At 60.5% G+C, this 23,393-nt stretch carries 24 protein-coding genes, 1 tRNA gene and 1 pseudogene; 10 read left to right on the forward strand and 16 right to left on the reverse strand.

The features are described from left to right. Nucleotides 1-17 precede the first annotated feature (17 nt). On the forward strand, nucleotides 18-494 hold the full coding sequence (locus tag BDB13_RS02515) for a DUF309 domain-containing protein (protein WP_094274618.1): 477 nt from the start codon (nucleotides 18-20) through the stop codon (nucleotides 492-494). Beyond that, the gene (locus tag BDB13_RS02520) at nucleotides 494-1,132 is read left to right on the forward strand and encodes an LON peptidase substrate-binding domain-containing protein (protein ID WP_094270264.1); all 639 of its coding nucleotides are present in this window, start codon (nucleotides 494-496) and stop codon (nucleotides 1,130-1,132) included. Before BDB13_RS02515 ends, BDB13_RS02520 begins: the two co-directional genes overlap by 1 nt. 27 nt (nucleotides 1,133-1,159) lie before the next feature. Here the strand turns inward: BDB13_RS02520 and BDB13_RS02525 are convergent, their stop codons facing one another. Continuing rightward, on the reverse strand, nucleotides 1,160-1,975 hold the full coding sequence (locus BDB13_RS02525; RefSeq protein WP_094274619.1) for a mycofactocin-coupled SDR family oxidoreductase: 816 nt from the start codon (nucleotides 1,973-1,975) through the stop codon (nucleotides 1,160-1,162). 59 nt (nucleotides 1,976-2,034) lie between these two features. Next, the gene (locus BDB13_RS02530; protein WP_094270265.1) at nucleotides 2,035-3,558 is read right to left on the reverse strand and encodes an FAD-binding protein; all 1,524 of its coding nucleotides are present in this window, start codon (nucleotides 3,556-3,558) and stop codon (nucleotides 2,035-2,037) included. Nucleotides 3,559-3,759: 201 nt separating this feature from the next. On the opposite strand from BDB13_RS02530, the gene BDB13_RS02535 reads away from it, so the two are divergent. From BDB13_RS02535 to BDB13_RS02545, 3 genes are all read left to right on the forward strand, one after another. Continuing rightward, entirely contained in the window at nucleotides 3,760-4,515 is a 756-nt protein-coding gene (locus BDB13_RS02535; RefSeq protein WP_094270266.1) for an IclR family transcriptional regulator, read from the forward strand. Between the two features lie 100 nt (nucleotides 4,516-4,615). After that, entirely contained in the window at nucleotides 4,616-5,755 is a 1,140-nt protein-coding gene (locus BDB13_RS02540; protein ID WP_094274620.1) for a Rieske 2Fe-2S domain-containing protein, read from the forward strand. Beyond that, complete coding sequence (locus BDB13_RS02545; RefSeq protein ID WP_094270267.1) at nucleotides 5,752-5,985, forward strand: hypothetical protein; 234 nt, start codon at nucleotides 5,752-5,754, stop codon at nucleotides 5,983-5,985. Before BDB13_RS02540 ends, BDB13_RS02545 begins: the two co-directional genes overlap by 4 nt. A 1-nt stretch (nucleotide 5,986) precedes the next feature. Here the strand turns inward: BDB13_RS02545 and BDB13_RS02550 are convergent, their stop codons facing one another. From BDB13_RS02550 to BDB13_RS02560, 3 genes are read right to left on the reverse strand one after another with little or no spacing between them, the layout of a single operon-like run. Continuing rightward, nucleotides 5,987-6,610, reverse strand: coding sequence for a LutC/YkgG family protein (locus tag BDB13_RS02550; RefSeq protein ID WP_094270268.1), 624 nt, complete (start codon nucleotides 6,608-6,610; stop codon nucleotides 5,987-5,989). After that, a complete protein-coding gene (locus tag BDB13_RS02555) occupies nucleotides 6,607-8,145 on the reverse strand; it encodes a LutB/LldF family L-lactate oxidation iron-sulfur protein (RefSeq protein ID WP_094270269.1) in 1,539 nt (512 codons plus the stop codon). Before BDB13_RS02555 ends, BDB13_RS02550 begins: the two co-directional genes overlap by 4 nt. Continuing rightward, on the reverse strand, nucleotides 8,142-8,891 hold the full coding sequence (locus tag BDB13_RS02560; RefSeq protein ID WP_094270270.1) for a (Fe-S)-binding protein: 750 nt from the start codon (nucleotides 8,889-8,891) through the stop codon (nucleotides 8,142-8,144). The genes BDB13_RS02555 and BDB13_RS02560 overlap by 4 nt, the downstream gene beginning before the upstream one ends. A gap of 201 nt (nucleotides 8,892-9,092) precedes the next feature. On the opposite strand from BDB13_RS02560, the gene BDB13_RS02565 reads away from it, so the two are divergent. The 3 genes from BDB13_RS02565 (at nucleotide 9,093) to BDB13_RS02575 (ending at nucleotide 11,621) form a co-directional block, all read left to right on the forward strand. Next, a complete protein-coding gene (locus tag BDB13_RS02565) occupies nucleotides 9,093-10,760 on the forward strand; it encodes an L-lactate permease (RefSeq protein WP_094270271.1) in 1,668 nt (555 codons plus the stop codon). Nucleotides 10,761-10,782: 22 nt separating this feature from the next. Further along, entirely contained in the window at nucleotides 10,783-11,493 is a 711-nt protein-coding gene (locus BDB13_RS02570; RefSeq protein WP_094270272.1) for a FadR/GntR family transcriptional regulator, read from the forward strand. 54 nt (nucleotides 11,494-11,547) lie between these two features. Next, nucleotides 11,548-11,621: transfer RNA gene (locus BDB13_RS02575), tRNA-Met, on the forward strand. Nucleotides 11,622-11,697: 76 nt separating this feature from the next. Here the strand turns inward: BDB13_RS02575 and BDB13_RS02580 are convergent. The 3 genes from BDB13_RS02580 to BDB13_RS02590 all read right to left on the reverse strand — a co-directional run bounded on the left by BDB13_RS02580 (nucleotide 11,698) and on the right by BDB13_RS02590 (nucleotide 14,650). Next, nucleotides 11,698-12,276 carry a class F sortase gene (locus BDB13_RS02580; protein WP_094270273.1) on the reverse strand — a complete coding sequence of 193 codons (579 nt, stop codon included), beginning with the start codon at nucleotides 12,274-12,276 and terminating at the stop codon, nucleotides 11,698-11,700. A gap of 13 nt (nucleotides 12,277-12,289) precedes the next feature. Further along, nucleotides 12,290-13,945 carry a hypothetical protein gene (locus tag BDB13_RS02585; protein WP_094270274.1) on the reverse strand — a complete coding sequence of 552 codons (1,656 nt, stop codon included), beginning with the start codon at nucleotides 13,943-13,945 and terminating at the stop codon, nucleotides 12,290-12,292. A 132-nt stretch (nucleotides 13,946-14,077) separates the two neighbouring features. Continuing rightward, nucleotides 14,078-14,650, reverse strand: a complete 573-nt coding sequence (locus BDB13_RS02590) for a peroxidase-related enzyme (protein WP_094270275.1) — start codon at nucleotides 14,648-14,650, stop codon at nucleotides 14,078-14,080. Nucleotides 14,651-14,779: 129 nt separating this feature from the next. On the opposite strand from BDB13_RS02590, the gene BDB13_RS02595 reads away from it, so the two are divergent. Further along, nucleotides 14,780-15,295 (forward strand): NADPH-dependent FMN reductase, encoded by a 516-nt coding sequence (locus BDB13_RS02595; protein ID WP_217902114.1) that lies wholly within the window; start codon nucleotides 14,780-14,782, stop codon nucleotides 15,293-15,295. A gap of 31 nt (nucleotides 15,296-15,326) precedes the next feature. Here the strand turns inward: BDB13_RS02595 and BDB13_RS33520 are convergent. Then, nucleotides 15,327-15,488: pseudogene (locus BDB13_RS33520) on the reverse strand (dienelactone hydrolase family protein); the annotation flags it as partial. A 227-nt stretch (nucleotides 15,489-15,715) separates the two neighbouring features. Here BDB13_RS33520 and BDB13_RS02605 point away from each other — a divergent pair. Then, nucleotides 15,716-15,919: a cold-shock protein gene (locus BDB13_RS02605; RefSeq protein WP_003939930.1), complete on the forward strand. Its 204-nt coding sequence runs from the start codon at nucleotides 15,716-15,718 to the stop codon at nucleotides 15,917-15,919. 84 nt (nucleotides 15,920-16,003) lie between these two features. On the opposite strand, the gene BDB13_RS02610 is transcribed toward BDB13_RS02605, so the two are convergent. From BDB13_RS02610 to BDB13_RS02640, 7 genes are read right to left on the reverse strand one after another with little or no spacing between them, the layout of a single operon-like run. Continuing rightward, nucleotides 16,004-16,750 (reverse strand): Clp protease N-terminal domain-containing protein, encoded by a 747-nt coding sequence (locus tag BDB13_RS02610; protein ID WP_176459511.1) that lies wholly within the window; start codon nucleotides 16,748-16,750, stop codon nucleotides 16,004-16,006. A 54-nt stretch (nucleotides 16,751-16,804) separates the two neighbouring features. Then, entirely contained in the window at nucleotides 16,805-17,443 is a 639-nt protein-coding gene (locus BDB13_RS02615; RefSeq protein WP_094270277.1) for a DUF2461 domain-containing protein, read from the reverse strand. 46 nt (nucleotides 17,444-17,489) lie between these two features. After that, nucleotides 17,490-18,305 (reverse strand): enoyl-CoA hydratase/isomerase family protein, encoded by an 816-nt coding sequence (locus tag BDB13_RS02620; RefSeq protein WP_094270278.1) that lies wholly within the window; start codon nucleotides 18,303-18,305, stop codon nucleotides 17,490-17,492. Next, the gene (locus BDB13_RS02625; RefSeq protein ID WP_094270279.1) at nucleotides 18,283-19,782 is read right to left on the reverse strand and encodes an AMP-binding protein; all 1,500 of its coding nucleotides are present in this window, start codon (nucleotides 19,780-19,782) and stop codon (nucleotides 18,283-18,285) included. The genes BDB13_RS02620 and BDB13_RS02625 overlap by 23 nt, the downstream gene beginning before the upstream one ends. Before the next feature lie 32 nt (nucleotides 19,783-19,814). Next, complete coding sequence (locus tag BDB13_RS02630; protein ID WP_094270280.1) at nucleotides 19,815-21,347, reverse strand: acyl-CoA synthetase; 1,533 nt, start codon at nucleotides 21,345-21,347, stop codon at nucleotides 19,815-19,817. Between the two features lie 37 nt (nucleotides 21,348-21,384). Beyond that, a complete protein-coding gene (locus BDB13_RS02635) occupies nucleotides 21,385-22,542 on the reverse strand; it encodes an acyl-CoA dehydrogenase family protein (protein ID WP_094270281.1) in 1,158 nt (385 codons plus the stop codon). Nucleotides 22,543-22,548: 6 nt separating this feature from the next. Then, the gene (locus BDB13_RS02640; RefSeq protein WP_094270282.1) at nucleotides 22,549-23,376 is read right to left on the reverse strand and encodes an SDR family NAD(P)-dependent oxidoreductase; all 828 of its coding nucleotides are present in this window, start codon (nucleotides 23,374-23,376) and stop codon (nucleotides 22,549-22,551) included. Between the last annotated feature and the right edge of the window lie 17 nt (nucleotides 23,377-23,393).

Below are 23,393 nucleotides of genomic sequence, written 5' to 3' on the forward strand. Positions count from 1 at the left end.
CCGCTAGGGTGAAGTTTATGTCCGAACGGGACCGGGACGACACCGGAAAACCTCTCAATGCGCGCCCGCGCGACGGTCTGGGCCGCCCATTGCCGCGCGACTCGGCGAACGGTGTTCCACAGATTCCCGACGACCTGAGGTTGCCACCGGACGAGGCGATCACCGAAGCACAACGACTCCTCGACCACGGTATGCCGTTTCACGCACATGAGATCCTCGAAGGCGCGTGGAAGAGCGCACCCGACGAGGAGCGCAACCTGTGGCAGGGATTGGCTCAATTGGCCGTCGGCCTGACGCACCTGCTGCGCGGGAACTCCAAAGGCGCGGCTTCCCTCTTAGCCCAAGGACACAATCGCATCAGGCTCTACGAGGTAGAAAGCCCACACGGCCTGGACATCCCTGGCCTCCTGGCCTGGTCCGAGCACCTGCTCGCAGAAATCGATCGCCCCGGCGATTTTCCCGCCCCTCCGATCCCGAGGTTGAGAATCCCCTGATGCCCAGATTCCCCATGTTCCCGCTCGGTACCGCAATGTTGCCGGGAGAGGTGCTGCCCCTCAACATCTTCGAACCGCGCTACCGAGCACTGGTAGAAAACGTGCTCGAGGCCGCCGACGGCCCACTGTTCGGAGTTGTGCTCATCGCCCGCGGACACGAGGTGGGCGGCGGTGAATCACGCCACGACGTCGGCACTCTCGCGCGTATCGAATCTCACGTCGCGATGGGTGCGGGGCGGTACCAGTTGTTCTGCCGCACCGAGGACCGTATTCGGGTCAATCGCTGGCTGCCGGACGATCCGTATCCGCTGGCCGAGATAGAACTGTGGCCGGACGAGAACAACGGAACCCCGGTCACCGCTTACGAATACGACTCTCTACTCGAGCGCATCGACTTCATGTACGGGATGCTGGGCAAGGTCGCATTGCGAGCGGGAGAACCATCTCCCCGAATGCCTGTCCCACCTTCACCTTTGGATCCGCTGGGATCTCGGCTCTACGCCCTGGCCCGCAGCCTCCCGATGGGCGACGCCGATCGCCTGGCGATGTTGACCTCGCCAGGCGCCGACGAACGCATCCGTGCATTGTCCGAAGCAGTGGAGAACGCCATCGAGGTGGCGCAGTTCAATCTGCTCTGAGACTTAAGCCATCGTCTGGTCCAGACTTCAAGCCATCGTCTGGCCCATGTCGATGACGATCTTCGTTCCGGTGACGGCGCGCGAGAGATCCGTCGCGAGGTACATCACGGCGTTCGAGATGTCTTCGATGTTGGTGCGCTTCACGGAGGTGAGCGGCCACGAGTAGGTGCTCATGTACTCGGGGTGCTCGGTGAGAATTTTTCCGACGTTGGGGTCGTTACCCATCTCGGTTTCTACCGCGCCGGGGTGGATGCTGTTGACACGAATGTCGTAGGCGCCCAACTCGGTTGCTGCAGTACGTGCCAGTCCGACCAGGCCGTGCTTGGCAGCGGAGTAGTGCGCACAACCCGGCGCTGCCGCGACACCGGCAGCGCTGCTGACGATCACGATGGACCCGCCGTTCCCGGCTTCGATCATGGCGGGAACCGCAGCCGTCATGGTGCGCCAGACGCCATTGAGGTTGATGTCGACCAGCGTCGACCACTGCTCTTCCGGCATCTCCCAGAAGCGACCCCACGTCGCGATGCCCGCATTCGCGATCACGACGTCGAGGCGACCGAACTTTTCGACGCCGGCAGCCACCGCGGCGCGCAGCGCCTCGAGGTCACGCACATCCGCAACGGCGGTGAAGATCTCGCTTCCTTCTGCTCGTACGAGTCGGGCGGTTTCTTCGAGATCCGCTTCCGTCGACGCCGCGTATCCAACGTCCGCGGACACCGGTGCGCACACGTCGACAGCTATGACGTGTGCGCCCTCACGTGCCACCCGCACTGCATGATTGCGGCCCTGACCACGCGCTGCGCCGGTGATGAAAACGACCTTGCCTGCCAAAAGTTGTGTCATGACCAGCACGCTAGCGGCGCGTCGTGAACGCCGGTGATCTGTTCCCGCCCAACGGAAGGTCAGCGCGAAGCCGCATCCTTGGCCGCAAGAAATCCGAAGACCATGCTGGCCCCGATCGGATTTCCGCCACCGGGATAGACGGTGCCACTGACCGCAGCCATCGAATTGCCGGCGGCATACAGTCCGGGAATCACCCGAGAATCGGAGTCGAGGACACGGGCATTCGAGTCCGTTCGAAGCCCACCTTTGGTCCCGAGGTCGGACAAGCCGAATGCCGCAGCATGGAACGGGCCTTTTGTGATCGGGGCCATCGGCGACTTACCTCCGGTGAACGCGCGATCGTAAGGCTCATTTCCACGATCGAAATCTTCATCGTTTCCGGACTCCGCAAACATGTTGAAACGTGCGATGGTCCCCGGGAGCACCTTCTCGTCGACGCCGATCTTCTGCGCAAGTTCCTCCAACGTGTCTGCGGTATGCCACAACCCAGCGTCGACGTAGGCAGCAGAATCGACCATTGGCTGCGTGCTTGCTTTCACCGGAGGAACCAGTCCCTCACGATCGTCGTAGATCATCCAGAACGGCAGACCCACTGTCCCGTGGCCCATTGCCGCAATGACTTCGCGGCCGAGTCTGTCGTAGGGCGCCGACTCGTTGACGAATCGGTGTCCGTTCGCATCGACAAAAATACCGCCGGTGAAACACAGTGAGAATGCCGATCTACCGTCGGGATGCGTCAGTCCCGGTGACCACCAGGCCTCCCCCATCAGATCGACGTCGGCACCGATGTCGATGCCCGCACGGATCGGTATTCCGGTGTTGGCAGGAGCGCCCATCGAGCCTTCGACGTCGCCGGGAATACCGAATCGAGTGCGCATCTCGGCACTCTGCTCAAAACCACCGGCAGCGATGATCACTCCGCGCTCGGCGCGAATAGTTCGCCGCTCCCCCTCCACCGACACCACCACGCCCACCACCGCGCCTTCTTCGACGAGATAGTCCTGAAACTCGGTATTGGCGCGCAACTCGGCACCAACAGCCTGCGCAGCCAGCAGGAATCGGCCGATCAGTGCTTGGCCGCCGGTTATCGCGGCGGGAAGTGGAAGGCCCAACCGATCGGCGCCCAGAGGTGGGCGCAGACTCTGCCGCAGATCACCCAATACCTCGGCGTCGAGTGGTGCCGGAATGATGTGGCGCCCACCCGCACGGGCTTTCGGCGCGTTGCCGAAATAGTCGGGCCACGGGAGCACTTCGAAGGCAAGGGCGTCGTCAAGTTCGAGATAGTCAACCAAGGTCGAACCGGTCCGAAGATAGCTCTCCTGCAGGTCTTTCGGAGTTCTGTCACCGACCACGGCCTGGAAATAGGTTCGTGCGTCGTCAAGGGTGTCGTCGTCACCGGACCGTCGCAATACTGCGTTGCAGGGGAACCACATGCCGCCGCCTGAATACGCGGTAGTTCCGCCGAACACGCTCGCCGACTCGATCAGTAGCGTGTTCAGGCCTTCTCGGGCCGCGGTGTACGCCGCACACAATCCGCCGCCGCCCGAACCTACAACCACTACATCGAAATGTTCATCCGCCATTGGTACACAACCTTTCGCTGATCGCTCTCGGTCAATATTTGCCACAGCGATCGGGCTCGCATCGGGTTTTCCCGATAGTCGAGATGACGACCTGCTCGTTCCACACAGCAGGACTTGCGTTTGGAATGTGTTCCACGTCACCGACACACTGTCAGCCAACGGCGGCGATACCCGCCTCCGACGCAGGTAGGGAGTCCCGACGTGAAGCTTGCCGCCACACCCACTCGAGAGTCGATGCTCGCCCGAGTAACGGCTCTGGTGGACGCCTACGGCACTCCGCAGGAACGTCTGGGCCTCGAAGAACTGTCTCGCCGGACGGGAATTCCGAGATCGACTACCCATCGGATACTGGTGGAAATGGTGGAACTCGATTGGCTGGTCCGCTCCGGGCGCGAGTACCGCCTCGGCCCGCGTGCGCTGGGTGCCATCGGTCCCGACGCCACCTATTCCCATGCCCGTATGGCAGCAGCCGACATCATTCACGAGCTGTACCTCCGCACCGGGATGGTGATACATCTCGGCGTCCTGCAAGGTGGCCACGAGTACTTTCTGGACAAAGTCGGTGGCACCTTCGCTCGGGTATTGCGCTCCCGAGTCGGGATGCGTGTTCCGGCCCATCGAGGTGCCGGCGGCCGCTCGATGCTCGCGTTACTCAAACCAGAGGAAGTCGATCCGTTGATCGGCAAGAACCTCACTCCCGCCGGCGATGCCCAGGGATTGGACGCTTTGCACACCGATTTGGCCCGCATCCGCACCGCGCACGGCATCGCCTACGACGCCCCGACCAGAATTGCGGGCCTGGGATCAGGCACCGTCGCCAGTTTGGGTTGTGCGATAAGAGTTCCCGACGGCACAGTTCTCTCACTGTGCCTTGCCGGCGAAGCCGAGAAGGTTCGCCTCGATCGCGTTGCGCCACTTGCACGAAAAGCCGTCGACGATCTTGCTGCCGCAATATGATCGCGTTCATCTCGACAATCGCGACGAACGATCAACCACCCATGCAACTTTGGCTTACTTAACCCAATTTTCCGATGTTGAACCAGAGATGGAGAAGACCATGACGACTTCGACCACCGATCAGGAAGATGTTCGCGAGATTGTCGCGAAAGAATCGCCCACTCGATTTGCCCGAGGCTGGCATTGCTTGGGCCTTTCCCGTGAGTTCAAGGATGGAAAACCCCACTCGATCAACGCTTTCGGTACCAAGCTCGTCGTTTTCGCGGGAGAAAGCGGTGAGCTGAAAATCCTGGACGCGTACTGCCGTCACATGGGTGGAGACTTGTCCCAGGGCGAGATCAAGGGCGATTCGGTTGCGTGTCCGTTCCACGACTGGCGCTGGGGCGGCAACGGCAAATGTACGGGTATCCCCTACGCCCGCCGCGTACCGCCACTGGCGAAAACCCGCGCCTGGCCGACGCTCGATCAGGACGGAATGTTGTTCGTCTACAACGATCCGGAGGGTAACCCGCCGCCGCCCGAGGTTGCGCCGCCGCGCATTCTCGGTGCATTGTCCGACGGCTGGACGGATTGGAAGGGCTTCAAGCAGATCGTCGTCAACACCAACTGCCGTGAACTCATCGACAACAACGTCGACATGGCCCACTTCTTCTACATCCACAAGTCATTTCCCACGTTCTTCAAGAATGTGTTCGAAGGCCACGTGGCCGCTCAGTACATGAACGGAGTGGGCCGCGACGATTTCCGTCGGCCCGCCGCGGCCGGTGAACCGAAGCTGTCCGGAAACAGTTCGTCGGCAGCGTATTACGGTCCGTCCTTCATGATCGACGAGTTGACGTACCACTACGAGAACTTCGATATCGAGTCGGTTCTGCTCAACTGCCACTACCCGATCGACGCGAACTCGTTTGTGTTGACGTACGGCGTCATCGTCAAGAACTCCGAGCATCTCGACGGTGCCGCGGCGACCAATATGGCCGAGAGCATGAGCGGGTTCATCAGCACCGGTTTCGAGCAGGACGTCGAAATCTGGAAGAACAAGGCCCGCATCGACAATCCGCTTCTGTGCGACGAAGACGGACCGGTGTACCAGCTGCGTCGGTGGTACGAGCAGTTCTACGTCGACGTCGCCGACATCACCCCGGACATGGTGGACCGCTTCGAATTCGAACTCGACACCACCCGCCCGGTCGAGGCCTGGCGCCAAGAGGTTGCCGAGAACATGGCGGCACGAGTGTGAGTAACGCTGCCCAGATCACGTGCGGGACTTGCTCCGGCAGCGTCACTGTCGAGAAGAACAGTTGGCATCACACGACGGTGCAGTGGGATGCGGACACTCTCGCCCACTGCACCGAATTGAGCGGCCCCGACACCGCCGTCCACAATATCGCCGGGATGCGGGATTGCCCTCGACTCCGCGAAGCCATCAAACGTGCAGTAATCGGCGGAGAATTCGGCGACTTGGACTGAGCTAGCTGACGATCACGACGTGCAGATTACGCGGGCCGTGGACACCTTCGACTCGCTCCAACTCGATGTCGGAGGTGGCCGACGGCCCGCTGATCATGGTGGTGGGCCGCTCGGGAGTCAGCTTTGCCATCGCTTCCGGCACACCGACTTCCACGCTCTCCCCGAAGACCACGCAGATGTGCGTATCCGGCACGAGCGTCAACGCACGGCGTCCCTGATCCGGGCCGGCATCAAGAAAGATGGTGCCGGTTTCAGCGCAGGACACTGCCGATCCTGTGATCACGGCGTCCAACCTCTCGAGTTCGGGCGCCGGCACATCGGAACTGTCCACGACAAGCTCGTCGTAGAAATCTGCAACCCAGGTGCGATCCAGGCCGGCCGGGATCCCGACGATCTTCAAAGCGTTTGCAGCAAGAATGTCGGCAATTGTTTCCGCGATACCTGTCGCGGCGCACTGGTGGACGTACGCCTTGTAATCCACCAGTCGGTCGACAAAAAGGTCGATGCGTTCGTCATCGGGAAGCGTTCTGCCGGTGCGATAATTCCGGGGAATTTCCGCATCGACTGCCGGAGCCAGAGTGATGGCGTCCCGAATACGTCCGAGCACCAGATCACGTGAATTCACTTCTCTGCCTTCCCGTCGCTGTCTGGATGCGCTCCGCGACGCGCCTGATCCAGTGCCGCGCGGCCTTCGTCGGAATCCCACCAGGATCGAAATGTTTGTTTGGGCGGTGCCGGAATATCCCGGGCTGCGGTCCAACCGTTCAACGGCGGTGGGAGCGTCGAGATCTTTCCCTTCTTACCGGCCACGATGCGGCCCAGCCCCGCAGCTTTCTGCGCGGCCGTCCACCGCGTCGACGACGACATCGCGTACGACGCGGCCTTCATCGCCAAAGCCTCTGCGGTGACGCCTGATTGCTCAACCTTCTGATGGCGCAGTTCCACCAGCAATGACGGGATGTCGATCTTGACGGGACACGCGTCGAAGCAAGCCCCGCACAGCGTCGACGCGAACGGAAGCGTCGAGTTCGGGTCGTCCTTGCCGTGCATGCCCGCCAATTGTGGTGTCAGCACTGCACCGATCGGACCGGGATAGGTCGATCCGTATGCGTGGCCGCCGGTGCGCTCGTAGACGGGGCACACGTTCAGGCATGCCGAGCATCGGATGCAGTTGAGTGCTTCGCGACCGATCTTGTCGGCCAGTGCTGCCGTGCGCCCGTTATCGAGGAGTACGAGGTGGAACTCTTGCGGCCCGTCGCCAGGTGTGACGCCGGTCCACATCGAGGTATACGGATTCATGCGCTCGCCGGTCGAGGACCGCGGCAATAGTTGAAGAAAGACTTCGAGGTCCCGATACGTCGGCAAGATCTTCTCGATCCCCATCACCGTGATCAGGGTCTTCGGCAATGTGAGGCACATTCGGCCGTTGCCCTCGGATTCGACGACCGTGAGCGTTCCGGTGTCGGCGATCCCGAAGTTGGCACCCGAAATCGCGACCGGCGTAGTCATAAATTTGTGGCGCAAGAACTTTCGGGCTGCGGCAGCAAGTTCCGCCGGGTTGTCGCCGAGTTCCGGATCCACGTCGGGCATTTCGCGGAGGAAGATTTCCCGGATCTCCGAGCGATTGCGGTGGATCGCCGGCACCAGGATGTGCGACGGTTTGTCGTGGCCGAGTTGGACGATCAGTTCGGCGAGATCTGTTTCGTAGGCTGTGATGCCCTGGGTTTCGAGGTGCTCGTTGAGGCCGATCTCCTGCGTTGCCATCGACTTGACCTTGATGACTTCATCGGAGCCGGTCGTCTTGACCAGTTCGGTCACAATTGCATTGGCCTCGTTGGCATCTGCCGCCCAGTGAACCGTGCCGCCGCGTGCAATGACTGCAGCTTCGAACTGTTCGAGCAGTTCCGGCAACCGCGCCATGACGTCGGTCTTGATCGCAGATCCCGCGTCGCGCAACTCTTCCCAGTCGGGTAGCTCTTCCGTCACGTGAATCCGCTTGGCCCGGATGGTGTGGGTGGCTTTGCCGATGTTGCGACGCAATTGAGCATTGGCCAACTCGTGATGCGCAGCGGCGGGAAACTTTTCGGCGCCGCGGAGGAATCCCGCCCCTTCGGGCGAACGCGGCGGGAAGCTGGGCAATCCCAGAGTCACGGCGCTCATGCGTGCACCCGGCTTTCCACCGAAGCCAGGATCTCCGCCAGGTGAATCGTCTTGGTGCCCATCTGCAACCGCGACAGTCCACCGCCGATATGCATCAGACACGAGGAGTCTCCCGCGCTGCAAAACTCTGCTCCGGTGTCGGCAACGTGGCGAATCTTGTCCGCCAACATCGCCGTCGAAGTTTCGGCATTCTTGATAGCGAAGGTACCGCCGAATCCGCAGCAGGAATCCGCTTCGGGGAGTTCCACCAGATCGATGTCCCGCACGTTACGCAGCAACTGCAACGGCTTGTCTCCCACTCTCAACATGCGTAGCGAGTGACAGGTCGGGTGATAGGTGACGCGATGGGGGAAGTACGCACCGACGTCGGTGACGCCGAGGACATCCACCAGAAACTCGGAGAGCTCGTACGTCTTTGCCTTCACCGTCTTCACTTGCCCGCACAGAGATGCAGTTCCGTATCGCTCGGCAACGATCTCGTGCTGATGACGAACCGAGCCCACACACGATCCGGACGGAGCGACGACGGCATCGATCGAGATGTCGCCGAATGTGTCGGCGTAGTTCGTAACCAACGGCAACGCTTCCGGCTGATAGCCGGTGTTGACGTGCATCTGCCCGCAGCATGTCTGCCCGGACGGAAACACGACGTCGTGCCCGAGCCTGGTGAGCAGGAGGGCCGTGGCCTTGGCTGCGTCGGGGAACATCGTGTCCCCGATACAGGTGGCGAACAGTGCGACGCGCATGTGATCTCCGCAATCTGTCGATGTGGTCAGACCACAGTAAAGCACGGTCAGGGGCCTAGGTAACCGGAATACCCCGAAAAATAGAAAAATTCGCACAACACTCGATTGTGAGCCGGGTCATGGTGTACGTTCCTGTGGTCCGACCACACAGACCGTCATTGCAACCGCTGACCTCGGCGGTGCCGTCGTCAGGAGATACTTGTGGCTACCGAATTACTCGCGGTGAGTTTCACGCCGTCCACCACCGCGATCGGCGGGTCGTTGACCGCGTCTGCGCTCGTCGGGCTTCTACCCTTGGCGACGTTCTTCGTCCTGCTCGCCGGCTTCAAACTCAAGGCGTGGTACTCCGGACTCGGCGCATTGGCCGTCGCAGCAGTCGTCGCTGTCGTCGGCTTCGACATGCCCACGTCACTGACCGCACTGTCTGCGCTCCAAGGAATCACCTTCGGACTTTTCCCGGTGATGTGGATCGTCGTTACCGCAATCTGGTTCTACGAATTGACCGTAGTCAGTGGACGTTTCGAGGATCTACGACGTGTATTCAATACCGTCGGACGCGGCGACATGCGAGTGCAAGCCATGCTCATCGCGTTCTGTTTCGGCGGAATGCTCGAAGCCCTGGCCGGTTTCGGCGCACCGGTAGCTATTACCGGCGCGATGCTCATCGCACTCGGGATGCCGCCGATTCGTGCCGCTGTGACCGTCCTGGTTGCCAACACTGCACCGGTTGCCTTCGGCGCCATGGCAATTCCGATCACCACTGCCGGGAACCTGACCGGCATTCCGGCCACCGAGATCGCCGCCGTTGTCGGACGACAAACCCCCATCCTCGCGCTGTTCGTCCCCCTCTTGCTCCTGTTCCTGGTCGACGGCAAACGCGGCCTGAAGCAGGTCTGGCCCATCGCCCTGGTCACCGGCGCGGTATTCGCCTTCGCCCAGTTCTGGTGCTCCAGCCATTTCTCGTACGAACTCACCGACGTGGTCGCTTCACTTGCCGGCCTCGCAGCAGCCGTCGCCATGCTTCGTTTCTGGCATCCCAAGACGCCTGACGATCAGCGATCCAAGGTCGAACCCGAGCACCTCGGCGCACCGCGAACCTTCATGGCACTGTTCCCGTATCTCCTGGTTGTGGTGGTGTTTGGCGTCGCCAAGCTCTGGACTGCAGGGTTCGACCTCGCCGGCTGGTTGAGCAAGACCGACCGGAAGATCGAATGGCCGGGACTGTACGGAAACTTGCTGACAGGCACCGGCGATCCCTCGTCGAGCGCGATCTACACGTTCTCCTGGCTCTCGAATCCCGGCACACTGCTGTTGATCTGCGGTGTCATCGTCACCGCCGTGTACGGATTCTGGACACACGACGGCCGGTTCCCGCTGACTCCAAGACAGTCAGTGGCGACCTTCGGAGCCACCGTCGTCAAGATGCGCCTTGCCATTGCTACCGTCGCCACGGTGCTCGGCCTGAGTTACGTCATGAACCAATCAGGACAGACAGTGTCGATCGGCACCTGGCTGGCCGGCACCGGCGCGGCCTTCGCGTTCTTCTCCCCGATTCTGGGTTGGCTGGGCACCGCCGTGACCGGCTCGGACACGTCCGCGAATGCACTATTCGCCAAACTGCAGCAGGTCGCCGGCCAAACGGCAGGTATCGACCCGACCCTGTTGGTGGCTGCCAATACCTCCGGCGGCGTCGTCGGCAAACTCGTGAGCCCCCAGAACCTCACGATCGCTGCCACGGCCGTCGGCCAGATCGGCAGCGAACCCATCCTCTTGCGCAAGGTCATCGGATACAGCCTCGCCATGCTCCTCATCCTGTGCACGCTCGTGTATCTGCAGTCCACACCCGTCCTGTCGTGGATGCTCCCGTAGGCGCCACCTAGGCTCTTGGCTCATGCCCTCCGATTCGAGTCCACGCGCGTGGGAACAAGTTCTGAGCCACCTGGAGAAGAGGCTGACGTCGGGTGAGGTCCGCCCGGGTCAGCGCCTTCCGGGTGAACGCGTCCTTGCAGCAGAACTCGGCGTCGGCCGGTCCTCCGTCCGGGAAGCGTTGCGCGTCATGGAAGCACTCGGACTTCTCAAGGCGCAGACGGGATCCGGCCCGACGTCGGGTGCCATGATCGTCGCCCGACCCACCGGCGGCATGACCATGCTCATGCGCATGCAGGTTGCAGCACAAGGCTTTCCGGTTTCCGACGTCGTAAAGACGCGTTTGGTTCTCGAAGCCGAAGTCATGGCGACGCTTGCCCGCTTGCAGCCCACACCGGACCTCGGCAGTGCCGTCGAACTGCTCGACTCCATGGAGAACCTCGACCTCACTGCGGATGAGTTCCTCATCCTCGACGCCCAGTTCCACGTTGCCATGGCAGATGCCGCGGGCAACCAGGTTGTCGCAGCGATGATGGCCGGACTGCGCGAGTCCATCGAGGCCTACGTGCTCTCGGGGGTACAGCTCGATTCCTGGCCGACCACCTGCTCACGCCTGCGGCACGAACACCGCGGACTGGTGGAAGCTATCCAGGCCGGAGACCCGGACCTCGCACGTGAGCGGATCACCAGTCATATCCGTGGGTACTACGCCGAAAGCGCTCACTCGGGGAGCTGAACCGGGGGTGGTAATTGCACCTCCCGAAGTCGTGTACTGTTGGTTTTACACCGACGCGGGGTGGAGCAGCTCGGTAGCTCGCTGGGCTCATAACCCAGAGGTCGCAGGTTCAAATCCTGTCCCCGCTACAAAGATGGCCCGTAAGTTGCGATTCACTCGCAACTTACGGGCCATAGTTTTATGTCTAGGTGGGTTATGTCCAGGTCAGGACCCCACCAACTGAGCGACCACTATGTAGTTGTCGTCGGTCGGCTCCCCATCACGGACATCGCAATTGGCGAGGATCAAGCGCCCGGCAACCGATTCACGCAACTCATGTGCCCCCAGCAGAGTCCCCTTGCGCAGTGGACCAGCCGTCTCGACGACGTACTCCAGCACACCGGCAGACGTACTCAACACAACGCGGTCACCGGGTTCAACCACGCCCAAGGCCCGGAACGGGGCATCTCTCGTGGAGTAGTTGTGTCCGACCACCACGACGGTTTGGGTAGCCGAGGTGCCCGGCGTTCCGCTTTCGCCCCACCACACCGGAAGCTCGTCGACCGGGTTCAACTGCTGTCCGCTCTCCCCGCCCCGCATCAATTTCTCGGGGTGCAGTGGACTGCTCAGATAGGTCACTCCGTCGGGTGATCGCAGCTCGATGTGGTCAGGTTCCGCCGGTTCGACAGTCGCCGACGCCGGTGGAGCCGCAATGTGCGACTCCACCGGCGAACGATCCGGCAGCGACCCTGCCCCGATGCCCGAGCAGCCTGGCACCAGGATTGCCAGCGCCGCCACCGCCATCAGGTGGCGGCATTTAGGAAGCAGTGCCGCCGCGCTTACGACGAATGACCACTGCTCCGGCTGCAGCAGCCACGCCCACAACTCCGACGCCGGCCAGAACCAGCGGCACACTTACGCCACCGCTACTCGAGGAATCACCGAGCGCAAGGTCGACCGGAGGCAGTCCACCCGCGAGCGCCTGGTCTCCCTCAGCATCGGTGACGTAGTAGTCGACGACGTCGAACGCACCCTTGTTGTTGTAGTAACCGACCAATTTCACACCGGTCTTGTCGACCACGGCCGTGGTGTCGTCGACCTTCGTGACACCCGAACCATCAGTCGTCTTGTCACCGATGATGACGTCGCCACCGATGCCGGTTCCGTTCTCGATATCCTTGTCGGACTTCGCTTTCAGATCTTCGAGTGCCTTCTTCGCCGCATCAGACTCGCCCTGCGCCGCAGTTGCCGCGGCCTGAGCCGCCTTGGCTGCTGCTGCCGCCGCGTCGGCAGCAGCTTTAGCTTTGTCTGCCTCGATGTAAAGATCCTGCGCCTTTTGGCTCGCGGCCGCGGCAGCTGCTGCCTTCTCCGCTGCCAACTTGGCCTTGGCATCGGCGTCAGCTCGCTTATCTGTCGCAGACTCCCCCGCCGCGTCGGCGTCAGCTTGCGCCTTTTCTGCGGCAGCCTTGGCATCCTCAGCTGCCTGCTTGGCTGCGACGGAAGCTGCTTCCGCGTCGTCCGCTGCCTTCCGTGCGTCCGCAGCGACCTTTAGTTCATCCGCCGCGTCCGACTCAGCGGTTTTAGCCGCGGCTTCGGCGTCGGCAGCTGCCTTCTGGGTTTCCTTGGCGGCGACGGCGAGCTTCTTGGAACTCAATGCAGCCCAAGCTGCTTCGGCCTTAGCAGCTGCAGCCTTGGCGAAATCTCTTTTCTTCCAAGCCTCTTCAGCTTCCTTGTTCTTATCCTCGACCAGCTTCGCGTTGACATCCACGGCAGCCTTTGCCTCGTCAGCCTTACCCTGCAGTGCGATTGCCTCTGCCCGGGCCTTCTCGGCTTCCGCGATCTTGGTTCCATCGCCGGCCTTCGCAGCCTCTTCGAGCTTCGCTGCATTGGCTGCAGCTTCGTCGGCCTTCGTCTGTGCCGCCTCCGCAGCCTGCTTAGCCTCCACAGCAGAACTTGCCGCCGACTTGGCAGCGTCTTCCGCCGCCTTGGCGGCCTGCTCGGCCGTTACGGCCTGCTCCTTGGCCTGAGTCGACTCCACCGCGGCCTTGGTTGCCTCGACGCTTGCCTGCGTCATCGCATCAGTCGCCTTCTCTGACGTGTCAGTCGCGGCCGTTGAGCCCTCGCCTGCCTTCGCCGCCTCGTCGGCGGCCACCTTGGCTGCATCTGCGGCGGCTTTGGCCTTAGCTTCCGCCTCCGCAATAGCTGCTGCGTCCTTGTCGCCGGCTTCTGCGACCGGTGCACCGTCAGCAGCCTTGGGGGTCACTGTCTCGGTATCTGCCGGTGTCGTTCCGGTTCCCGCATCGGCGCCGGGCACCGTTTCACTGTCGCAGGGCGTCTCCGCGCTCGGTGTGCAGGTGGCATCTGGCTCCGCCAACGCTATGCCCGAACCACCTACCGCCAATCCGAGTGCGAGAACGGCTCCGACGGCCGCGGCGCGGACCCTCCGAGAATTGGCAATGGACTTCTCCGACATTCGCACAACCTTTCAGCCTTCTTTACGAAGACGGCATTTCCGGCATGGACAACCTTTACTTCGCCAGGAAACACAAAAGCGTTACGACCGGTTGGTCCGATAATGTTCAGGGAGGGCTCGACCGCTGCCGGATCAGGATCGGGGAATGCGTCCCATCAGGTAAAACTCCGGATTCGGCAGCATTCCGGAGAAGCTGGCCATCCTGTTGCTCAGACCGAAGAAGGCAGTGACAGCGGCAATATCCCAGGCATCCTCGTCATTGAAGCCGTGCTCACGCAGTGCATCGAAATCAGAGTCGGCGATCTCATGCGAAGCGGAGTTGACCTTGGTAGCGAAGTCGAGCATCGCACGTTGACGGTCCGAAATATCGGCAGTTCGATAATTGACCGCAACTTGATCGGCAACGAGCGGCTTCTTCTCGTAGATCCGCAGGATCGCACCATGCGCCACAACGCAGTACGTACATTTGTTGGCCGCCGAGATCGCGGTGACGATCATTTCGCGGTCGCCCTTGGTGAGAGCTGAATCTTCCTTGAGCATGATCGCGTCGTGATAGGCGAAGAACGCTCGGAACTCCGCCGGACGACGCGCGAACATCAGGAAGACATTGGGAACAAAACCTGACTTTTCTTGGATTTCAAGAATTTTCGTCGAGATGTCCTCGGGAAGGTCCGTCAGTTCGGCTTGCGGAAAACGGTCGGTCACAGTGCCTCCAGAGCATCAGCCAATGATCAAATTAAGATAATGACGATTAACTGAGTTGTCCAGAGGCGCACAATCAACATTCCCGCCGCGCCATTCGTTCAGCACCCTGATTGTGCGAACATCGACTTTGTGAACATTCTGCTCATCTCAGGGAGCACCAGAGCAAACTCGACCAACGCCGCTGCACTCGCGTCAATCGCCGAATCAGCTCCGCCGAGTGCGACCACAACCACGTATCGCGGGTTGTCGCGTCTGCCTGCGTTCAATCCCGACGACGACCAGGATCCACTTCACGATGAAGTACGCGCCCTGCGACAGGCCATACGGGACGCCGACGCCGTGCTGTTCTGCACACCCGAGTACGCAGGAACTTTGCCGGGCAGTTTCAAGAACCTGCTGGACTGGACCGTCGGCGGAACCGAGATGAACGATAAACCGGCGGCGTGGATCAACGTCGCCGCACAAGGTCGCGGACAAGGCGCGGTGAGCACCCTTGAAACCGTATTGGGCTACGTCGACGCGCGATTGATCCGGCCCGCCTGCGTTGCGGTACCTGTCGGACGAGATGCCGTCGACGGAGACGGAGCAATTCGGAACAAGGAAGTGTCGCGGTCATTGGCGCAGGTCTGGAATCTGCTGGGCTGACATATTTCGAACGTCGAGTACGCACCACTCGCCGCTTGGCCTGCCGATGCATCACGTCGTCGAGTCCGAAGGCCTCATGGATCATGACCACTCCCGGCCACGGACCGGGACCCGCCGGTACCTCCAAGATTCCGCGTAGCGGCTGCGAACCGCCGACAACGGCAGAGCGCCCGGTCAGATCGATGTCCACCATCGGCAGATAGTAGGCCGAACAGGCGATTCACTACCCGAACCTACGACGTTTACCGGACCGAAATGACACCAATTGCCCAACCGGACGTCCCGAAAATGATCAATTTATGCCTTCTGAAGTGCCTTTTTGCACGCCACGATGCGCAGACTTGCGCGGCATGCAAAGATGGAGGTATCGAGATCGGGACTTCGATGTGAAACCCGGATCGTTTTGTAGGGAGTATTTGTATGGCACAGGGCATCGTGAAGTGGTTCAACGGCGAAAAGGGCTTTGGTTTCATCGCTCCCGACGACGGAACACCGGACGTGTTCGTTCACTACTCTGAGATCTCGGGCAACGGCTACAAGTCGCTCGACGAGAACCAGCGTGTGGAGTTCGAGGTTGGCCAGGGCCAGAAGGGCCCCCAGGCTACCAATGTGCGCGCTGTCTAGTCAGTGACACAGAAAGAGGGTCGCATCCGCAAGGGTGCGGCCCTCTTTTGTATCTGGCCCTCTTTGCATCCTCCGGCCTGACGGCTACTGATCCTCGGATTGAGCCTTGATCACCGCTGACACCGTCGCCTCGATATTCGATTCCGCTGCGGCTTTGTCGACGCCAAGGTCGGCGAGAACACCGGAACCGTCTTCCAGCTCGAGCAATGCGAGCAGGATATGTTCGGTGCCGATGTAGTTGTGCCCCAATCTGAGGGCCTCGCGGAAGGTCAGTTCGAGTGCCTTCTTGGATTGAGCGTCAAAGGGAATGAGCTGGGGCAGCTCATCCGCTCCCCCTGCTGCCAATCCGCTGGTGACGGCGTCACGCACCGCCTCGAGGCCTATCCCCTGCGCAACAATCGCCTGGGCCGCCAACGCCTCGGGTTCCGTCAGGAGTCCGAGAATCAGATGCGCCGGATGGATCTCCGCGCTACCGGTTGCCCGGGCTTCATTCTGCGCAGCCATCACCACATTCTTGGCGCGAACCGTAAATCGACTGAATCCGTCGTTGGGGTCCATCAGCTTGCCTTCGCCGGGCGCTTTCGGCACAAAGCGCTTCTGCGCGGCTTGCTTGGAGACGCCCATGCTCCGCCCGATGTCGGTCCACGACGCTCCCGATCGTCGTGCTTGGTCCACGAAGTGCCCGATGAGGTGATCGGCGACTTCACCGAGATGATCTGCTGCAACCACCGCGTCGGACAATTGGTCCAACGCGTTGGTGTGGACCTTCTTGATCGCGTCGATGAGGTCGTCGAGTCGGACTTTGTTTGTCATTTCTACCGGCTTGTCCATGCGTCAACCATAGGTTGACGATCCCGAGATCGTCAACCCCGGGTTGACGTCACTTCAGTTGGCCCCGAGTACCTGACCGGACCACTCGACCAAGGGTGTCAGCGCGCGCCAGGACTTCTGAACCTCTTTGAGTGTCCGCGGGCTGTCCAACCACGACGGACTAGGGAAACTACGGCTCGCGGTCAAGGACTTGTGCCGGAGCAGTTCAATCCTCGGGTGGTCGACGGTGTAACCCCGTGGCGCAGTCTTGAGGGTGTCGCCGCCGACGGTGAAGCCGGCCTTCTGCACGTCCGCGAGGATCTTCTCGAGTTCCGGGCCACGAACGTCGTCGTCGACGGCGGCGCGATAACGCGCAATCGTTTCCGACGTACTGCCGTAGAACCCGCCGGCCACCATCAATCCTGCGGGGTCGATCTGCACGTAGTAACCGCAACTCTGGGCGAGACCCACAAAGGCACCCTGGTGCGTCTTGTACGGAATCTTGTCCTTCGAGAATCGCACGTCGCGATACGGACGGAAGAGCTTGGCGGTTCCGAACTCGTCTTCGAGTTCCGCGACCAGCGCTGTCATGGGACGACGAACCATCTCGTCGTACGTATCTTTGTGCGCGGCCCACCAGGCCTTGCTGTTGTCAGCCTCGAGATCCTCGTAGAAGTCGAGTGCGGCAACGGGTATCCCGGTGAATGCGACCATGAGACAAGCCTAGCGGGCACCGGCGCCAGGCTTGCCTCATCGACAATCACGTGGAGGTCCGCGAACGCCCATTGTGAAACGCTTGCACGGCATCGCGGTGGTCTGCTGTCAGGAGTCCGATCACCTGTGAACGTAGTTCCAACTCGAGGTGCTCACGGAAACCGCTCCAACCGAGACTGGAGTTGAGCAGTTCCTTGCACATCGCAATACCCAGTGGCGGCCGACTGCCCATTTCTTCCGCCAACTCCAGAGCGCTCTGCAACGGATCCTCGGCCAGGGTTCCGGTGAAACCCCACTCCTGAGCCGTCGCCGCATCGAGGGCACCTCCTCGATAGAACAATTCTGCGGCCCGCCCATGTCCGATCAATCTGGGCAATATCCATGACAACCCGAGGTCTCCGGGACTCATACCGATCTTGACGAACATCGCGCTGAAAAGAGCGTCCGAGGAACAGATTCGAATGTCGGACGCCGCAGCAAAAGCGAACCCTGCTCCCACCGCGTTGCCGCGGACAGCCGCAATCACCGGTTGGCGAATCTCCCGCATCGCGATGACGACGGACGTGGCCGTCCGCATATCCTGATAGACGGCTTGGACTGGATCACCATCCACACCGGCGCCAGGAGTGGAATCGAGATCCATTCCTGCACAGAATGATCGACCACTTCCAGTCAGTACCACCACTCGGGTAGACGAGTCACCGCCGATACGTCGAAGTGACCGCTCGAGATCGAACGATACTTGGGCAGTTAAAGCGTTGAGCCGATCTGGGCGCATCAGAGTCACCACCGCCGTGGCGGCGTGCACGGTGACTGCGACATTGCCGTAGATGAACTCTCTATCGACTGCTGAGCTGTTCATTCCAGTACGGCTCCTTCAGCTTTCGTTTGAACAACTTACCGGTGTCTTCTCGCGGGAGTTTGTCCTCGAACACGATAACCTTCGGAACTTTGTAACCGGCCAGATGCGCACGAACAAAATCCTTGACGTCCTCGACGCTGAGGGATGCGCCGGGAGAGAGCTCGATGTGAGCCGCAATCGCCTCCCCGAACTCTTCATCCGGAATTCCGAATACTGCTGCATCAGCGATACTCTCGTGCCCGACCAAGCACCCTTCGATCTCTGCCGGATAGATGTTCACACCACCGGAATTGATGAGGTCGTTTCTACGATCGTTGAGGAACAGATAGCCGTCGTCATCTATGTAGCCGATATCGCCGACAGTAATGAGCCCGTCATGCTCCATCTCTCGTCGCTTGGCGTCGTTTCCGATGTAGGTGAACTCCGGCCACGACGAGAACGGCTTGATATAGATATCGCCCGATTCTCCAGTCGGAAGTTCCTGCAGAGAAACAGGATCCAGAATCTTGACGACGGTGTCCGCGATCGGATGCCCCACCGTTCCTGGATGCTCCAGCCACTGCTCACTGTTGCATATCACTGCCCCACCGGTTTCCGATCCTCCGTAGAACTCCGAGATGATCGGACCGAACCAATCGATCATTTCTCGCTTGACGGTTACCGGACACGGTGCGGCAGCATGCACTACCGACGCGAGCGACGAAATGTCGTACTTGCCGCGGATATCCGCGGGCAATTTCAGCAACCTCACAAACATCGTCGGAACCATCTGCGTATGTTGGATCTTTTGATCCTGCACGAGGCGTAGGAACTCTTCGGGATCAAAGCGCGGCATGATCTCGAGATTCATACCGAGAGCTATCGCAAAGACCGCGTGGGCATTTGGCGCCGTGTGATACAACGGTGCCGGTATCAGCGTCGACATCGACGGATTAGCTGCAAGCATTGTCATCATGACTGCCGCTACCTGACCGGCTTGCCCCGTTGTCATCGGCTGCCGCAGAATACCTTTCGGCTTTCCCGTGGTACCCGACGTGTAGATCACACCCAACGGGGGATCCAGAACTTGCGCACCGATCGGCTCGCTCGTCGCTATCAAGGATTCGAAATCCGGATACTTCCCACCCGTACTGCCGCCCACTTCCACAACAGTCATCCCCGGTGGAAGAACAGCCTCGACTACCGACACCAAATCACTGTCGACGATGACAAGCTTGCTGCCACTGTCTGTGAGCAGATGAGCTAGGTCGTCGCCCGTCCAATGCGAGTTCACCGGGACGGGAATCGCACCGATTCCACTGCCCGCCAAGCTTGCTTCGAGGAACTCGATCGAATTCCGCATCACTATCGCGTATCGATCACCGTGCCCGATTCCGAGTGCGCTCAACGCCGACGCCAATCGCGCAGCTCGTCCTCTGATTGCGCTATGCGTCCGTACTGCGGCACCGCAACGCACCGCTGGTTCTGCGCTGGTCATGTTTCGCCTTCCCTGGAGCGTCGAGAAACTGGTCAAGCCGGGGTGTTCTGAAACTGGACACGCAATTCGCGTTTGAGAATCTTGCCGGCCGCCGACATCGGCAGTTCACTGATCACAGCCAGACTCCGCGGGATCTTGTATCCTGCAATTTCTTCCTTACAGTGATCCTGCAATTCGGCCAAGGTCAGGGATTGCCCCGGAATCAGCTGCACCACAGCATGAACCCGCTCACCCCACTTCTCATCCGGAACCGCCACCACCGCACACATCGCGACCGAGGAATGTCGGACGATCGAGTTCTCCACCTCGATCGAATAGACGTTCTCGCCACCGCTGATGATCATGTCCTTGATCCGATCGGCAATGAAGACAAACCCTTGGTCGTTCATATAGCCGCCGTCGCCGGTATGCATCCACCCGTCACGAATTGCGGCCGCGGTTTCCGCCGGTTTGTTCCAGTACCCCAGCATCACGTGGTCACCTGACACGACGATTTCACCGACAGTTCCACGTGGCACTTCAATGCCGTCGGGGTCGACAACCTTGACCAGCGAATGCGGTGCCGCCCGACCTAGCGATCGCCGCAAGATGGGGTCTTCATGGAACTCGTCGACGAGACTCGTTGCAACCGGGGAGAGTTCAGTCATTCCGTAGGCCTGGATAAACTTCGTCGACGAGAATGCGTCACGCGCCCGACCCAGGAGAGATTCCGACATCGGGGATGCCCCGTACATGATATTCGCAACTCTTGACAGGTCGAACTCCGGCCGACGCGGATGATCGATCACCATCTGAATCATGGTCGGCACCAACATGATGTCTGTAACACCATGTGTATCGACAGCCGCCAGGGTCGCGACGGGATCAAACATCGGTATGAATACATGCGAGCCACCTAGCAACGACATACCTACCAGTGATGCAAGATCCGCAAGGTGGAACATCGGTGCGGCGTGCAGTGTTCGCCCCTGCGAGGTCACTGCTCCCAGTGCAGCGTTGCCCAGAGTCGAAGCGAAGATGTTGCGATGACTGAGCATCACGCCCTTCGGGAACCCCGTAGTGCCACCGGTGTAGAAGATTCCCGCGAGGGAATCTCCTCTGCGATGTGCATCCGGAATCGGATCCGACTCACTGATCAACGTCTCGAAGGACAACATCCCTTCCGGCATAGGCCCGTCGCCGCTGTGAATAACTGCTGCGAGTTGCGGGCTTGCTTCCTTCAATTGCGGAATCAGGGGCGCAAACGCGTCGTCTACGAAGATCAGTCGAGTGTCAGTCTCGTTGAGCGAGTATGCGATCTCCTTGACACTCCACCTGATATTGACCGGTACTACGACGGCGTCTGCCCAGGGAACTGCCGACAGCAACTGAAAGTATCGGTCGGAATTCAGCGCCAGAATCGCGACTCGATCGCCACCGCGGACTCCGAGATTCCTCATCGCTCCCGCGAGACGGCTCACTCGCTCCAGAGTTTGTGCATGCGTAAAGATTCGATCGCCACAGATTGTCGAAACCGACTCTGGCGCTTGTTGAACGCTGCGGTGCAGCGACTGAGTGAGGTACATGTCATCTCCGTCAAAAGAACGAACAAGGACCGAACTGTCAGAGCGAACGAGCGATAAGGTCTTTCATGATCTCGTTCGACCCTCCGTAGATCTTTTGTACCCGAGCGTCGGCATACATGCGGGCGATTGGATATTCGCGCATGTATCCGTATCCACCGAAGAGTTGAACGCAACGATCGATCACCACACACTGCTGCTCGGTCAACCACCACTTCGCCATCGCTGCGGTGGTCGGATCTAGTTCACCTCGCAGATGCCGTTCGATGCACGAATCGAGGAATACGCGCGACGTGTGAGCAATTGTCTGACATTCCGCCAGAACGAACTTGGTGTTCTGAAAATCGAACAACGTCTGCCCGAAAGCTTTGCGCGACTTCACATACGCGACAGTTTCCCTGACCGCAGTCTCCATCGTTGCAACCGCTGTAACACCGATGACGAGCCGCTCCTGCGCCAACTGCGTCATCAACTGACCGAAACCGCGACCCTCTTCACCGCCCAACAGGTTGGTTGCCGGCACACGCACATCGGTGAACGACAACTCGGAAGTGTCGGCTCCGCGCTGGCCTACCTTGTCGAGTATTCGGCCGCGCTGAAATCCTGCGCAACCCGGCGTCTCGACGACGACCAGCGAGATCCCTCGCGCACCTGCCGACGGATCCGTCTTGGCGACAACAACAATCAGATCGGCAGTAGAACCGTTGGAGATGAAGGTTTTGGAGCCGTTGATGACATATTCATCGCCTTCGCGCAACGCGGTGGTCGTGATCGCCTTCAAATCGGACCCGGCTCCGGGCTCGGTCATGGCAACAGCAGCAATACACGTTCCCGCAGCCAGTTTCGGAAGCCAGGAACGACGCTGATCCTCCGTGCCGTACGCCAGAATGTAATGGGCAACAATTCCGCTGTGTACTGAATTGCCGAACCCTGTGTCGAGCGATCTGGCCTGAGCCTCGAACACCGCAAGATCGTGGGCGTAGGTCCCGCCGCCGCCCCCATACTCCTCAGGGATGGAGCAGCACAGGAGACCGAGATCTCCGGCAGCCTTCCACACTTCACGATCGACGTAGTGCTGACTTTCCCATCGCTGACGGTTGGGCACAACCTTGGTCGCAAAGAACTTGTCAGCGAGTTCGCCCAGTGCGATCACGTCCGGGTCGCGCCAACCCGACAAGTAGGTCTGCGGTGCGGTCATGGGCACCTACCCTTCGTATCCGCCGCCGGTGACCAAAATCTGTCCACTGACGTAATCCGATTCCGGGTAGGTGAACATCGCGACGGAACCTGCTGCCTCGTCCGGAGTTCCGGGGCGGCCCAACGGAATCATCGCCTTCATCGCCTCGAGCAGATGGGGGTTGACACCGACCTTGATCTCACGACCTTCGATGTCGATGGTCGAGTTCCCATCAGCGGATACCTCGGTCAGACGTGTCTCGATGAAGCCGAATGCCACGGCGTTGACGTTGACGTTGTACCGACCCCATTCCTTGGAAAGGGTCCGGGTGAGTCCGACGAGGCCGGACTTTGCTGCCGAATAGTTCGCTTGCCCCGCATTGCCGTAGAGGCCGGCGATCGACGAGATGTTCACAACCTTCCGGTTCACTCGCAGTCCGGCGTCCTTCTCCACCTTGGCTGCCTTACTGATGACCGACTGCGCTGCGCGAAGAATCTGGAATGGCGCCTTGAGGTGCACGTCGAGAATGGCGTCCCACTGATCGTCTCCCATCTTCTGGATGACGGTGTCCCACGTATATCCGGCATTGTTGATGACAATGTCGAGTCCGCCGAATTCACTGGTCGCGGCGCCTACGAATCGCTCGGCGAAGTCCGGAGCTGTGACATTGCCGGCGCAGATGACAGCATTGCCACCAGCCTTGGTGATCTCCGCGACCACTGCGGCCGCCGGATCGGCATCCAAGTCGTTCACAACAACATTCGCACCTTCGGACGCTAGCTTCAGTGCAATGGAACGACCGATTCCACGGCCGGATCCGCTGACGATTGCAGTCTTACCTTCAAGCTTGCCCATGACAAATTTCCTCTACT

It is taken from the genome of Rhodococcus sp. OK302 (genome assembly GCF_002245895.1).
Classification (GTDB): domain Bacteria; phylum Actinomycetota; class Actinomycetes; order Mycobacteriales; family Mycobacteriaceae; genus Rhodococcus_F.